Below are 11,974 nucleotides of genomic sequence, written 5' to 3' on the forward strand. Positions count from 1 at the left end.
CGGTACGGCTGGACATGAGTACCGAGCAGGCCGCCGGGGAGGCTACCCTGTCCGTCCGAAACATCGGCGGGATCGACGAGACGTCGGTGACGTTCGGTCCGGGGGTAACCGTTCTCGCCGGGGAGAACGCCACGAACCGGACGTCGCTGCTGCAGGCGGTCATGGCCGCGCTCGGGAGCGACAACGTTTCGATGAAGGGTGACGCCGACGCGGCGGCTGTCGAGTTGGCGATCGACGGGGACACCTGCGCCCGCGAGTTCTCCAGGCAGGGGTCGACAGTCGTCGCCGGCGGGGAGCCGTATCTCGAGGACCCGGCGCTTGCGGACCTGTTTGCGTTCCTGCTCGAGTCCAACGAGGCCAGGCGGGCCGTCGCGACCGGTGGCGACCTGCGCGATCTGATCATGCGACCCGTCGACACCGACGAGATACAGGCGGCGATCGAACGGCACGTCAGCGAACGGGAGGAACTCGACGAGGAGATCGACACGCTCGAGGGGCTCAAAGACCGGCTCCCGGCGCTCACGGCCGAACGAACCCGCCTCGAGGACGAGATCGAGGACGCGAAATCCGAACTCGCGTCGGTCGAATCGGCGCTCGAGGCGAAGGACGCGACCGTCGAGCAGACGCGGGCCGAGAAGGCCGAGCTCGAGGACCGTCTCGCGGACCTCCGATCGAAGCGTTCCGAACTCGAAGACGTCCGCTACGAACTCGAGACCGAACGCGAAAGCCTCGAATCGGCTCGGGCCCGGAAGCGCGAGCTGGACGCGGAGTTCGAGGACCTGCCGTCGGCTCCGGTCGGGGAGATCGAGGACCTCGAAGCGCAGATCGAGACGCTTCGGAGAAAGAAACGCGAACTCGAATCGGGGCTCAACGAGGTCCAAAGCGTCATCGGGTTCAACCGCGATATGCTCGACGGCGAGAACGGCGACCGCCTCGATGCGCTCGAAGTTCCCGCCTCGGCGTCGTCCACCGACGGGACTGGGGGCGGCGAGGACGACCTCGCAGACGATCTCCTTCCCGACACGACGACCACCTGTTGGACGTGCGGCAGCGAGGTTCCTCGCGATCAGATCGAAGCGACGGTCGGTCGGCTTCGGGAACTCAGCCGGAGCAAACTCGCCGAGGTGAACGACACCGAGGAGCGACTCGAGGAACTGACCGAGGAGGTCCGCGACCTCGAACGGCAAAAGCGCCAGCGCGAGCAGCTACGGAGCCAGCGAGCCGAGCTCGAATCCGACATCGATCGGAGCGAATCGGCGATCGAGCGTCTCACCGAGCGCCGCGGGACGCTTCAGGCTGCTATTGCGGACCTCGAAGACGGCCTCGAGGACCTCGAAGACCGCGGTGGCTACGAGGACGTACTGGAGCTTCACAAGGAGGCCAACGAACACGAGTACGAGCTGGGTCGCCTCGAGGAGAACCTCGAGGACATCGAGGCCGAGATCGACCGCATCGAGGGCCGCCTCGACGCCGAGTCGGCGCTCCGTCGACAACGAGAGGAGCTGACCGCCGAAATCGAGGACCTCCGGACCCGGATCGACCGTATCGAAGAACAGGCCGTCGAGGGCTTCAACGAACACATGGACTCGGTGCTCGAGATCCTTGGATACAACAACCTCGAACGGATCTGGCTCGAACGCGTCGAGCGGGAGGTACGCGACGGGCGACGCAAGGTGACGGAACGCGCGTTCGAACTCCACATCGTCCGCCAGACCGACAGCGGGGTGACCTACGAGGACACGATCGATCACCTCTCGGAGAGCGAACGGGAAGTCACCGGCCTCGTCTTCGCGCTGGCCGGCTATCTGGCCCACGAGGTGTACGAGACGGTTCCGTTCATACTGTTGGACTCCCTGGAGGCGATCGACTCCGACCGGATCGCCGCGCTGGTCGAGTACGTCGAGGGGTTCAGCGAGTACCTCGTCGTCGCCCTGTTGCCGGAGGACGCCGCCGCGCTCCCCGATACGTACACGCGGATATCGGACATCTGAGGCGGATCGTCGTACCGACCCGTCGATGATCCCGGGCACGGTCGCACGCCCGCCGGAACGCCCCGTTCGTTTCGTCTGAGCAGCTATTTATAAGTAGCCGGCGGGTGAGATGCAGTATCTTGTATATGAATATGTGTCGAATCGCCGGTATATGCCGACTCGCTAATATACCTCAGCTCACCGACATACGCCGACTCGCTAATATACATCGGCCCACTGAGACGAGGGAATCCCGCCCCCGAGCACCGATCTCATCCCGTAGCCCGCTTCCAGTCTCGCCACCCGACGACCTCGCCGTCGACCGTCTCGGGATCGGCTTCCGCCGCCGCCCACCAAAACACCGGAGCCACGTCGTCGGGGGCGCGGCCCGCCGCGTTCCCCGTCAGTTCGGTCTCGACCTGTCCGAGGTCGACAATCCCCATCGACCACGCAGTCTCGGCAGCGAACTGGCGGATTACGGCCTCCGCGGCCGCTTTCGAGGCCGCGTAGGCTCCGTAGCCGTCCACCGCCTCCCGGGCGATCCGCCCCGACGGGACGAGCACCCGTGCCCCGGCGGTCAAATGCGGAATCGACTCGCGAACGGTGGCGAACACCCCGCGAACGTTGGTCCGCAGCGTGTCGTCGAACGCCGAGTACGGGACACCTTCGATCGCCGTCCCGCCCGGCGTGCCGTGGTAGATTCCGGCGTTCGCGACGACACAGTCGATTCCCGGCGCGTCGCCGGCTCGGGCAGCAGTCTCGGCGAGGCGTTCGACGTCGAACTCGTCGCGGACGTCGGCACGCACCGCCGTCACCGACCCGCCCGAGGGGTCGATGTCGTCGACAGCACGCCGGAGCGCCTCGTCGTCCCTCGCGCAGGCGACGACGTGTACGCCGTGCTCGGCGAACGTCGCCGCGACCGCACGGCCGATGCCGCGCGAGCCACCCGTAACGACTGCTGTGTGCATGGAATCGATTCGTCCGGAGGCGGCAAGATCGTTTCCCCGTGGGATTTTCCACCACACCCGTTTTCATATGGCTCGCCGCCGTAGTGTACCGTATGTACGAATCTCCCTCCGTCGCGGTCGTCGGTTCGGGGTTCGGCGGCCTGTCGACAGCGTGTTATCTCGCCGATGCGGGGTTCGACGTCACGGTCCTCGAAAAGAACGACGGTCTCGGCGGGCGCGCGTCCGTGCTCGAAGCCGAGGGGTTCAAATTCGATATGGGTCCCTCGTGGTATCTGATGCCCGACGTCTTCGAGCGGTTTTTCGACCACTTCGGCCACGCTCCGGAGGACTTCTACGATCTCGAACGCCTCGATCCCCACTACCGGATCTTCTTCAAGGACGGCGACACCGTCGACATCACCGCCGACCGCGAGGAGATGTACGACCTGTTCGACTCCTACGAACAGGGAGCTGGCGACGCCTTGGCGGAGTACCTCGACACCTCGGAGGAGCACTACGGGGTCGCCATGGAACAGTTCATCTACGAGGACCGCCCCCGGCTGCGCGATTGGGTCGATCTCGACGTGATGCGTGCGGCCCCGATCGGCCTCCAGTTGCTCGGGACGATGGACGACTACGTCGCCGACTACTTCGAGAGCCCGAAGCTCCGACAGATCATGCAGTACACGCTGGTCTTTCTCGGCGGCGCGCCGACCAACACGCCCGCAATCTACAACATGATGAGCCACGTCGACTTCAACCTCGGCGTCTACTACCCCGAGAACGGCCTCCGATCGGTCGTCGACGCCTGCGTCGAGTTGGGCGAGGGGATGGGCGTCGAGTACGTCACCGGCGCCGAGGCGACCGAGATCCTCAACCGCCGCGACGGCTTCACCGTCGAGTCCGAGGCCGGGGCGTTCGACGCCGACTACGTCGTCAGCAACGCCGACTACGCCCACACCGAGCGCGAACTCCTGCCCGAACACGAACGCCAGTACGACGACGACTACTGGGAGTCGCGGACGTACTCTCCCTCTGCGTTCCTGTTGTATCTCGGCGTCGAGGGCGACGTCGAACCGCTCGAACACCACACGCTCGTGTTGCCGACCGATTGGGACCCACACTTCGAGCAGATATTCGACGATCCGGCCTGGCCCGAGGATCCCGCCTACTACCTCTGTGTCCCCTCGAAGACCGACGACAGCGTCGCCCCCGAGGGGCACTCGAACCTCTTTGCGCTCGTGCCGATCGCGCCGGGACTCGACGACACCGAGGCGGTCCGGACGTGGTACCGCGACCTCGTTCTCGACGATATCGCCGAAAACACCGGCGTCGAGTTGCGCGACCGGATCGTCTTCGAGGAGCAGTTCTCGGTCTCGGAGTTCGCCGACCGGTACAACAGCGTACAGGGGACGGCGCTGGGCCTCGCGCACACCCTCCGACAGACGGCGCTGTTCCGCCCGTCGCGCCGCTCGGAGGCGTCTCCCGGGCTCTACTATACGGGCTCGTACACCACCCCCGGAATCGGCGTTCCGATGTGTCTGATAAGCGGTGAGCACACCGCCAACGCCCTCATCGACGACGCTACATGACCCAACCCGTTCTGGATCGCTTCTTGCCGAGCGAGCGGACGACCGCAGGCTATCTACTCCGGATCTCGCGGCCCCGGTTTTGGCTGTATCTCGCCGGCCCCGTCGTGGTCGGCGTCGCCTACGCGGCTCGAACCCCCGGGGAGCTGTTCGCTCCGCTCGCCGTCGCGTTGTTCGCGTACTTTTTGTTGCCCGCGAACGTATTCCTCTACGGCGTCAACGACGTCTTCGACGCCGACGTCGACGCTGGCAACCCGAAAAAGGACGAGACAGGACGGGAGGTTCGATACCGCGGCGGCCGTGTCGTCCCCGGTCTCGTTGCGCTCACCGGCGCGCTGGCAGTGGCGTTCGTCCCGTCGTTGCCCGCCGCCGGCGTCGTCGCGCTGGCGGCGTTTTTGTTTCTCGCCGTCGAGTACAGCGCCCCGCCGTTGCGGTTCAAGACGACGCCGTTTCTCGATTCGGTCTCGAACGGGCTCTACGTGCTTCCCGGCGTCGTCGCGTACGCGGCGATCGCCGGATCGGCACCGCCACCGGCCGCGGTTCTCGGCGGGTGGCTGTGGACGATGGGGATGCACACGTTCTCTGCGATTCCCGACATCGAACCCGACCGGGCGGCGGGCATCGAGACGACGGCGACGGCGCTCGGGGAGTCCCGGACGTATCTCTACTGTGGGCTCTGTTGGCTCGCCGCCGCTGTGGTGTTCGGCACCGTCCACCCCTTTTTCGCTGCGGTGCTCGGGGTCTACCCGGTTTTCGTGACGTTCGTCGCCGTCTCGCCCGTCTCGGTCGAGCGTGCCTACTGGTGGTTCCCGGTGCTCAACACCGCCGCCGGGACGGCACTGACGCTCGCCGCGCTGTGGGTGATGCTGTATGGCTAGCGTCGAACTGCCAGCACGGGGCCGTCTCGAACGACGACTCGACGGCGTCGTCGAGGACAACCGCTTCACCATCGCCGTGGTCTTCCCCGCGGTCGGCGCCTTCACGCTCTTGGCCTCTGCCGAGGCGTTGTTGCCGGGACCGCTGAACTTCAACGCCTATCTGCTGTTGTTCGGCGTCGCCGTGATGCGGCTACCGCTCGTCGCGGGCGTCGCGCCGCTCGTCACCCGGCGGGCGGCGGTCGGCCTCTTCGCTCTGTGCGGGTACACGTACGCGATCGAGACCGTTGGGATAGCCACCGGCTATCCGTACGGCACCTTCGAGTACGGTGTCAACCTCGGGCCGATGATCGGCGGGGCGGTGCCGGCCGCGCTCCCGCTTTTTTTCCTTCCGCTCGTCGTGAACGCCTACCTACTGTGTCTGTTGGTGCTCGGGTCCCTTGCCGACCGGACCGCGGTCCGGCTCCCGGTCGTCGTCACCGCCGTCGTCGGGATGGATCTCGCGCTCGATCCGGCCGCCGTCTCGCTCGGGTTTTGGGCCTACGACGCCGGCGGCTGGTACTACGGCGTCCCGTGGAGCAACTACGCGGGCTGGGTGCTCTCCGCGGCTGTCGCCGTCGGCGTCCTCGACCGCGCGCTCGACCGCGAGAAACTGTTTGCGCGGCTCGAGCGTTGTCGGTTCATGCTCGACGACCTAGTCAGTTTCGTCGTGCTGTGGGGGGTTGTCAACGTCTATTTCGGCAACTGGATCGCGGCGCTGCTCGCTGCGCTGTTCGGATACGGGCTGTGGCGGACGGACCGGTTCGACTTCCCGGGGCGGTGACATACAACGTCATCCCATCGGAACCGGATCGCCGGGGCGGGTCCTCGGCGCCGGGTCCTCCTCGACGGTCGGGATTTCGCTCACCTTCGCGAAGACCGTCTCGGGGTCCTTGTTCCACGCCCAGTACAGCCGTGTCTTCGCGACCAGCGTGAGCTTTCGGAGCGTGCCGATCGAAGGTGTCGCCGTAACCGTATCGTACTCTCGATCGCGGATGAGCCGGTGGTGGTCTGCATAGAGCACCGCCGCCGTGAGGACGGGGAGTTGACAGTCCATCGGCAGGTATTTTATCCCCGAAACCCCCTCCCGGTAGAGCCCCTCGGCACGTCGCATCTCGTGTTCGATCGCCATCCCGATCTCCTCGGTGAAGCGTCTGGCTTGGATATCGGCCGGGTCGGCACCGTAGGCGTCGAGCGTCTCTCTCGGAAGGTAGATCCGGTCGCGGTCGACGATGTCCTCGCCGACGTCGCGGAGGAAGTTCGTCAGCTGGAAGGCCTCGCCGAGCCGTCGCGCCTTCGGGAGCGCCGACTCGCCGTCACCAGTCTTCATAATGATCGTCATCATGACGCCAACCGCCGCGGCCGACCCGCGCATATACGTCTCGAGTTCGTCGTAGGTCTCATACCGGGACTTTTCGATGTCGGTTCGCATCGCGTCGATGAACGTCTCGACCTCCTCGTCGGGGATGCCGTGGCGGTCTTTAAGTTCGGAAAACGCCGCCAAAACGGGGTCGTCGGTCGGTTCGTGTCCCAGCGCGGCTTCGCGGATCTCGAGTAGCCGATCGTGTTGCTCGGTCGGGCTCGACCCCTCGGGGTTGTCGACGACTTCGTCGGCGACCCTGAAAAACGCGTACAAGACGTACGTCGGATGGCGGACACGCTCGGGGAGCAGCCGAGTCGCATAATAAAAGGTCTTCCCGGTCTCTCGATGTATGGATTTGCTCTCCGCAAGCTGGGTCGAGTCGACCATTTACCGCTTGGGTGTACGGCCGCAGATACCTTAGGTGTTTGTGCGTCGGCACAGGTGTGCCGGTACCCGGCTGCGGTCGGGGGACCCGACCGCACGTCGTTCGGAGGTCTCGAGTCCGAGCGTGCCTCGGCGACTCCGGGGGTCGGGCCATGGATTTATGTAACGACGGGAACCAACACGTCGTATGGCCGCCTACAGCCGGCCGGCACTGCGGAACCTGTTCGACGAATCGCCCACGCCGCACATCGCACACCCCCCTCGCACGCACTGTCGGGACTTTTATATCGCGACCGACGGCTCCTATCGCACCGAGGGCGACGGCGGGCTGGGCGTCGTCATCGAAACACGCGGCGGCGAACGCGTCGCCCGGCTCTCCTTGCCCGACGCCGTGCCGAACAACAACATCGCGGAGTACCGGGCACTACACCTCGGGTTGGACGTGCTCGCCGCGCGCACGCCGCGGACGACTCGCGTCGGCGTCCTCGTCGATCACGACGACTTGGCGGCCAACGTCAACCGGGCCATCCTCGCCGGCCGGGGCCCCGATACCAGGCCGCCACACCCGTTCAACGTGCCGCGAGGGACGAGCCACCACTGGCGCGGGATTCGCGCCCGCGTCGCCGGGTTCGACGAGCTCCGCGCTGCGCGGATCGATAGCGCCGACAACCCCGCACACCCGCTCGCGAACGCGCCGGACCAGTACAGACACGTCAACCGCGAACCGGAACGATGTGTGTTGCCCGCGACCGACGGACGCGCCGGGGTGTCCGGCGAGGGCGTCTACCCGCCGCCGTCGCGGGCCAACCGTGACCGGCGCGGCGGGGAGCCGGCGTCGGACTGATCTGACGCCGGCGTGCCGGTTTAGACGGTCGTCTCGTCGACTGCGTCGAGACCCGTCTCCGTGATCCGGAAGCGGGCGGCTTCGCCGGCCGGCTTCGACCGGTGTTTCTCGAGGGTCGCCCGCCGATTCCCGCCACGGAACCGCTCGAGTCTGAGGACGACCCCGGACCAGTGGGTCAGCGTGTGCCCGCCGAGCGGTCGGGGACGGCCGCTGTCGCCCTCTGGGTCGGCGTACACCTGATTCGTAACGAGGACCGCGATGTCGTGTCGCCGCGCCAGCGCGAGCAGGTGTGTCACCTGTCGGGCGACGGTTCGAAGCGTCTCCCCCTCGTCGTCGCTATCGCGTTCGAGCCGATAGAACCCGGTTGCGCTGTCGAGAACGATCAGGTCGGCTCGCTCGGCGAAGTCGCCAGTGTCCTGGACGGCCTCGCGCTGTTCGGCGAAGTCGACGGCGTCGGAGACGATCACCCGGCTCGTGATCGACTCGACGTCGTCGGTGTCGGTATCGGCGACAGCGCGTGCCAGCGCTTCGAACCGGTCCAGCGAGATGCCCTCCGTGTCGATATACAGCGCCGTCCCACCCGATGCGGCGGTTCGGATCGCCGCCGACAACGCGAGGTTCGTCTTCCCCGATGCCGGCGGGCCGTACACCTGCGTGACGACCCCGCGTTCGAGGCCGCCGCCGAGTAACGCATCGATCGACGCACACGCCGTCGGAATCGGCTCGCTCACACCACAGCGTTCGGCGTGTTCGGTTAAAAACCCACGTACCCGTCCGTCGGGTCCGCCCCGCCGGATAACGCACACCCTCGAAGTTAAGACGCCCCTGCGCGTACCGACCTGGCAGTGATCGTCGTCGCGACGGCGGACTTCGAGGTGTACCACGGCGTGGTGGCCGAACTGCGGGACCGGGACGTCCGGTTCGAGACGGTCGAACCCGGCGACGAGATCCCCGACGAGGCAGCCGTCGCCGTCGTCGGCCCCGAAGACGAGTATCCGCCGATGCCGACGGTTCGGGCGTCTCCCGACCGTCCCCGGCAGGCGGTCGAGGCTGCGCTCGCGAAACTCCGCGGCGAGGACGGGCGGACGATCGTGGGGATCGACCCCGGCGACCGCCCCGGGATCGCCGTCCTCTCCGGGGACACCGTCGTCGCGGCGTTTCAGGTGCCGGCCGCCGAGACCCCCGACGTCGTCGAGCGGGAACTCGAAGGGGCGGTCGACCCGCTGGTTCGGATCGGCGACGGCGCGCGCCTCCGCGGGGCCCGCCTGATCGACGCGATCGAGGGACCGCCGATCGAGCTCGTCGACGAGACGGGGACGACGCCGTATCAGGGCCGGGGGGTCCGCGCGGGCGACGTGCTCGCGGCGGTCAATATCGCGCGTATCGAGGGCGAGACGGTCGAATCGCGTGACGTCGAGCCGACGCCCGGGGAGATCAAATCGATACAGGAACGCTCCAGAGAGCGCGGCGACGACCAGCGTGCGATCGACGCGGAACTCGCCCGGCAGGTGGCGCTCGGGGAGCTGTCGATGGCTGCGGCGCGCCGTCGCCACCGGGACCGAAACGACGGGTAGTCCCTGAGCGCCCGGCCGGAGACGGTGGCCGGGGCGGAAGACTGCGAGGGAGGCGACCCGACCCCTTTTGATTTCCGCGGCCGATCGGACGATATGCCCATCGCGCTTCGCGCGCTCGTGTTGCCGGCGTTCGATGATCTCGAGGGCGTCCCGAGCGAGGCCGAGCCCTGGCGGCACGACCGCGAGTTCGAGGGCGCGATCGACCTGCCGGGGCTGTCCGCCCCGCTTCAATACACCGACGACGGTCTCGGTCTCGTTCCGACGGGGATCGGCAAGACCGCTGCCGCGACGACGACGGCGTCGCTGTGTGCGAGCGAGGCGGTCGACCTCGGCGAGGCACTCGTCTGCTCGGTCGGCGTCGCCGGCGGACCGCCGGAGCTTCCGGCCGGGTCGGTCGTCCTCGCCGACAGACTGCTCGATTGGGACGACAAGTGCCGGTTCGATCCCGACGGCGACGGGTCGGTGCCGATCGCCGTCGATCCCTACACCGACCGGGGGGCCTTCGAGTTCGATCCCGAGTTGGTCTCGCGGGCCGAATCGCTAGCCGAGGGGGTCACACTCCGGGGCGCCGAGAGCGCCGACGCGGCCCCGAAGGTCCTCACCGGGACGAACCTCTGCGGCGACGAGCTCTGGCACGGCCGCCGGCTGGCCGAGGAGGCGTCGTGGCTCGCCGCCGAACACGGCTGTGAGCCGTACCTCGTGACCGAGATGGAGGACGTCGGCACGGCGAGCGCGCTCGCCCGGTTCGGACACGCCGATCGGTATCTCAGCGTCCGTGGCGTCTCGAACCACGACCGACAATCCGGCGGGGAATCCGCCAGGGAGTCGTTTTTCACCTCGGGGTTCGAGGCGGGGTTCGAGACCGGCCTCGAGAACGCCGTCGCGGTCGCACGCGCTATCGTCGACGATCAACTACCCTGACACCGGCGGTCCCAACCCGAGTCATTCAAGTACGCGCCCGGACACGTCACGTATATGAACCACGCTCGATCCACGAAGAAACGAACCGGTGGCCGTCGGCGAACCGTCCGAAAGAAGCGCAAACACGAACTCGGCTCCGCGCCCACCGAGACACAGGTCGGCGAACAGCAGCTGAAAGTCGTCGAGACCCACGGCGGCAACGAGAAGGTCCGCGCCGTCGAGACGGACGTCGCGAGCGTCGCGACCGACGACGGCGTCGAGCGCGCGACCATCGAGGACGTCGTCGAGAACGCTTCGAACCCGAACTACGTCCGACGAAACATCATCACGAAGGGTGCCGTCATCGATACTGGCGCCGGCCGCGCCCGCGTCACCTCCCGCCCCGGCCAGGACGGCCAGGTCAACGCGGTTCGCCTCGAGGGCTGAATCCGCCGCGGCGGCGGCGATGAGTCGGGTGTTACACCGGAACCGCGAGGGTCGGCCGCTTTTTTCGGGACTCGTAAACAGCCGGTCGCGTCGAGACCCCTCTGTCGCGGCGTCACTCGGAGATATCGACGGCGGCCGTCTCGAAGGCCCCCTCGTCGTCGTCGGGGTCGTAGGTCTCGATGGCCGCCCGAACGAGTTCGAGTACCCCGGCCTTGCTCCAGCGAGCGGTGTTGATCTGGAAGTCGTAAAACGCCCGATCGTCGATGTCGATGTCGTAGTACGACTGGTAGCGACCGGCCTCGTTGACCTCCCGGACGCTCATTTCGGCGGCCGTCTCCTCGCGGTCTGCGATCCGGTCTCTGCGGACCTCCTCGGGGGCGTCGAGCCAGATCCGGAGGTCGGCGCGGTTCCCCGCGAGCCATCCGGCCAGCCGCGACTCGAGGATGAACGACCGGTTGGTCGTGCCCCACTTCTCGGCGATCGAAAGCAGGCGCTGATCGAGCGCGCGGTCGATGTTTTCGGAGCCCTGCGCCTCCGCTGTCAGCTGCGTCAGCGTCATGTCGCGATCCGTCGCGAGATCCCGAAAGATGTCGCCGCCGGAGACGTACGGGCAGTCCATCGCCTCCGAGAGGCGGGTACAGAGCGCCGTCGCACCGCAGCCGGGCGGCCCGGACACCGTCACAAACAGGTTCGAATCGATCGCCGGCGCTCCGCTGTCGTGTTCCGACATGCACGGTTCTTCAGGGGGCGAATTAATAAACGAGGCGCTTGCGAGGCCCGACGCGAGACGCCGGCGCCGGCACGGGGTGAGGCGACGGAGTGGGGCCCGGGTGGCTCCGGACGGTCACCCGCCGTCCGGGCCGCCGGTCGGCCTGAGAAAGACGTACGCGAACACGCCGAAAGCGACGCCGAGGCCGATCCCCCACCGGACGCCGACCCGGGGCTCGCCGATCACGACGCCGCCTGCGGACGTGAGGACGAACGCGAGCGCGAAGAACGTCGCAGCGCGGATCGGCCCGCGCTCGACCAGCCGGTCGGTCAC

At 67.2% G+C, this 11,974-nt stretch carries 13 protein-coding genes; 8 read left to right on the forward strand and 5 right to left on the reverse strand.

Annotated elements, in window-relative coordinates:
• Window positions 1–14: 14 nt before the first annotated feature.
• Entirely contained in the window at window positions 15–1,991 is a 1,977-nt protein-coding gene (locus tag NMLP_RS09610) for an archaea-specific SMC-related protein (protein ID WP_015409917.1), read from the forward strand.
• 251 nt (window positions 1,992–2,242) lie between these two features.
• Here the strand turns inward: NMLP_RS09610 and NMLP_RS09615 are convergent, their stop codons facing one another.
• Window positions 2,243–2,938 carry an SDR family NAD(P)-dependent oxidoreductase gene (locus tag NMLP_RS09615; protein ID WP_015409918.1) on the reverse strand — a complete coding sequence of 232 codons (696 nt, stop codon included), beginning with the start codon at window positions 2,936–2,938 and terminating at the stop codon, window positions 2,243–2,245.
• Between the two features lie 92 nt (window positions 2,939–3,030).
• Between NMLP_RS09615 and NMLP_RS09620 the strand changes: the two genes are divergently transcribed.
• From NMLP_RS09620 to cruF, 3 genes are read left to right on the forward strand one after another with little or no spacing between them, the layout of a single operon-like run.
• Window positions 3,031–4,509: a phytoene desaturase family protein gene (locus NMLP_RS09620; protein ID WP_015409919.1), complete on the forward strand. Its 1,479-nt coding sequence runs from the start codon at window positions 3,031–3,033 to the stop codon at window positions 4,507–4,509.
• Window positions 4,506–5,384, forward strand: a complete 879-nt coding sequence (locus tag NMLP_RS09625; protein WP_015409920.1) for a prenyltransferase — start codon at window positions 4,506–4,508, stop codon at window positions 5,382–5,384. Before NMLP_RS09620 ends, NMLP_RS09625 begins: the two co-directional genes overlap by 4 nt.
• On the forward strand, window positions 5,377–6,204 hold the full coding sequence (cruF, locus tag NMLP_RS09630; protein WP_015409921.1) for a bisanhydrobacterioruberin hydratase: 828 nt from the start codon (window positions 5,377–5,379) through the stop codon (window positions 6,202–6,204). Before NMLP_RS09625 ends, cruF begins: the two co-directional genes overlap by 8 nt.
• Window positions 6,205–6,213: 9 nt before the next feature.
• Here the strand turns inward: cruF and NMLP_RS09635 are convergent, their stop codons facing one another.
• Window positions 6,214–7,170, reverse strand: coding sequence for a phytoene/squalene synthase family protein (locus tag NMLP_RS09635; protein WP_015409922.1), 957 nt, complete (start codon window positions 7,168–7,170; stop codon window positions 6,214–6,216).
• A gap of 184 nt (window positions 7,171–7,354) precedes the next feature.
• Between NMLP_RS09635 and NMLP_RS09640 the strand changes: the two genes are divergently transcribed.
• Window positions 7,355–8,011 (forward strand): ribonuclease HI, encoded by a 657-nt coding sequence (locus NMLP_RS09640; RefSeq protein WP_015409923.1) that lies wholly within the window; start codon window positions 7,355–7,357, stop codon window positions 8,009–8,011.
• A 20-nt stretch (window positions 8,012–8,031) separates the two neighbouring features.
• On the opposite strand, the gene radB is transcribed toward NMLP_RS09640, so the two are convergent.
• The gene (gene radB / locus NMLP_RS09645) at window positions 8,032–8,742 is read right to left on the reverse strand and encodes a DNA repair and recombination protein RadB (protein ID WP_015409924.1); all 711 of its coding nucleotides are present in this window, start codon (window positions 8,740–8,742) and stop codon (window positions 8,032–8,034) included.
• A gap of 114 nt (window positions 8,743–8,856) precedes the next feature.
• On the opposite strand from radB, the gene NMLP_RS09650 reads away from it, so the two are divergent.
• The 3 genes from NMLP_RS09650 (at window position 8,857) to NMLP_RS09660 (ending at window position 10,932) form a co-directional block, all read left to right on the forward strand.
• The gene (locus NMLP_RS09650) at window positions 8,857–9,585 is read left to right on the forward strand and encodes a hypothetical protein (protein ID WP_015409925.1); all 729 of its coding nucleotides are present in this window, start codon (window positions 8,857–8,859) and stop codon (window positions 9,583–9,585) included.
• 93 nt (window positions 9,586–9,678) lie between these two features.
• Complete coding sequence (locus tag NMLP_RS09655; protein ID WP_049926414.1) at window positions 9,679–10,506, forward strand: phosphorylase family protein; 828 nt, start codon at window positions 9,679–9,681, stop codon at window positions 10,504–10,506.
• Window positions 10,507–10,560: 54 nt separating this feature from the next.
• On the forward strand, window positions 10,561–10,932 hold the full coding sequence (locus NMLP_RS09660; protein WP_015409927.1) for a 30S ribosomal protein S8e: 372 nt from the start codon (window positions 10,561–10,563) through the stop codon (window positions 10,930–10,932).
• 112 nt (window positions 10,933–11,044) lie between these two features.
• Here NMLP_RS09660 and cmk read toward each other — a convergent pair whose 3' ends face one another.
• Both cmk and NMLP_RS09670 read right to left on the reverse strand, forming a co-directional pair.
• On the reverse strand, window positions 11,045–11,662 hold the full coding sequence (cmk, locus tag NMLP_RS09665; protein WP_015409928.1) for a (d)CMP kinase: 618 nt from the start codon (window positions 11,660–11,662) through the stop codon (window positions 11,045–11,047).
• A gap of 114 nt (window positions 11,663–11,776) precedes the next feature.
• Window positions 11,777–11,974, reverse strand: coding sequence for a hypothetical protein (locus NMLP_RS09670; protein WP_015409929.1), 198 nt, complete (start codon window positions 11,972–11,974; stop codon window positions 11,777–11,779).

The sequence above is a fragment of the Natronomonas moolapensis 8.8.11 genome (assembly GCF_000591055.1).
Taxonomy (GTDB): Archaea; Halobacteriota; Halobacteria; order Halobacteriales; family Haloarculaceae; genus Natronomonas; species Natronomonas moolapensis.

Coding starts and splice junctions, on each gene's coding strand:
- NMLP_RS09635 (WP_015409922.1), bottom strand. CDS start 7,170: ATGGTCGACTCGACCCAGCTTGCGGAGAGCAAATCCATACATCGAGAG.
- cmk (WP_015409928.1), bottom strand. CDS start 11,662: ATGTCGGAACACGACAGCGGAGCGCCGGCGATCGATTCGAACCTGTTT.
- NMLP_RS09640 (WP_015409923.1), top strand. CDS start 7,355: ATGGCCGCCTACAGCCGGCCGGCACTGCGGAACCTGTTCGACGAATCG.
- NMLP_RS09625 (WP_015409920.1), top strand. CDS start 4,506: ATGACCCAACCCGTTCTGGATCGCTTCTTGCCGAGCGAGCGGACGACC.
- NMLP_RS09655 (WP_049926414.1), top strand. CDS start 9,679: ATGCCCATCGCGCTTCGCGCGCTCGTGTTGCCGGCGTTCGATGATCTC.
- NMLP_RS09610 (WP_015409917.1), top strand. CDS start 15: ATGAGTACCGAGCAGGCCGCCGGGGAGGCTACCCTGTCCGTCCGAAAC.
- NMLP_RS09660 (WP_015409927.1), top strand. CDS start 10,561: ATGAACCACGCTCGATCCACGAAGAAACGAACCGGTGGCCGTCGGCGA.
- NMLP_RS09615 (WP_015409918.1), bottom strand. CDS start 2,938: ATGCACACAGCAGTCGTTACGGGTGGCTCGCGCGGCATCGGCCGTGCG.
- cruF (WP_015409921.1), top strand. CDS start 5,377: ATGGCTAGCGTCGAACTGCCAGCACGGGGCCGTCTCGAACGACGACTC.
- NMLP_RS09620 (WP_015409919.1), top strand. CDS start 3,031: ATGTACGAATCTCCCTCCGTCGCGGTCGTCGGTTCGGGGTTCGGCGGC.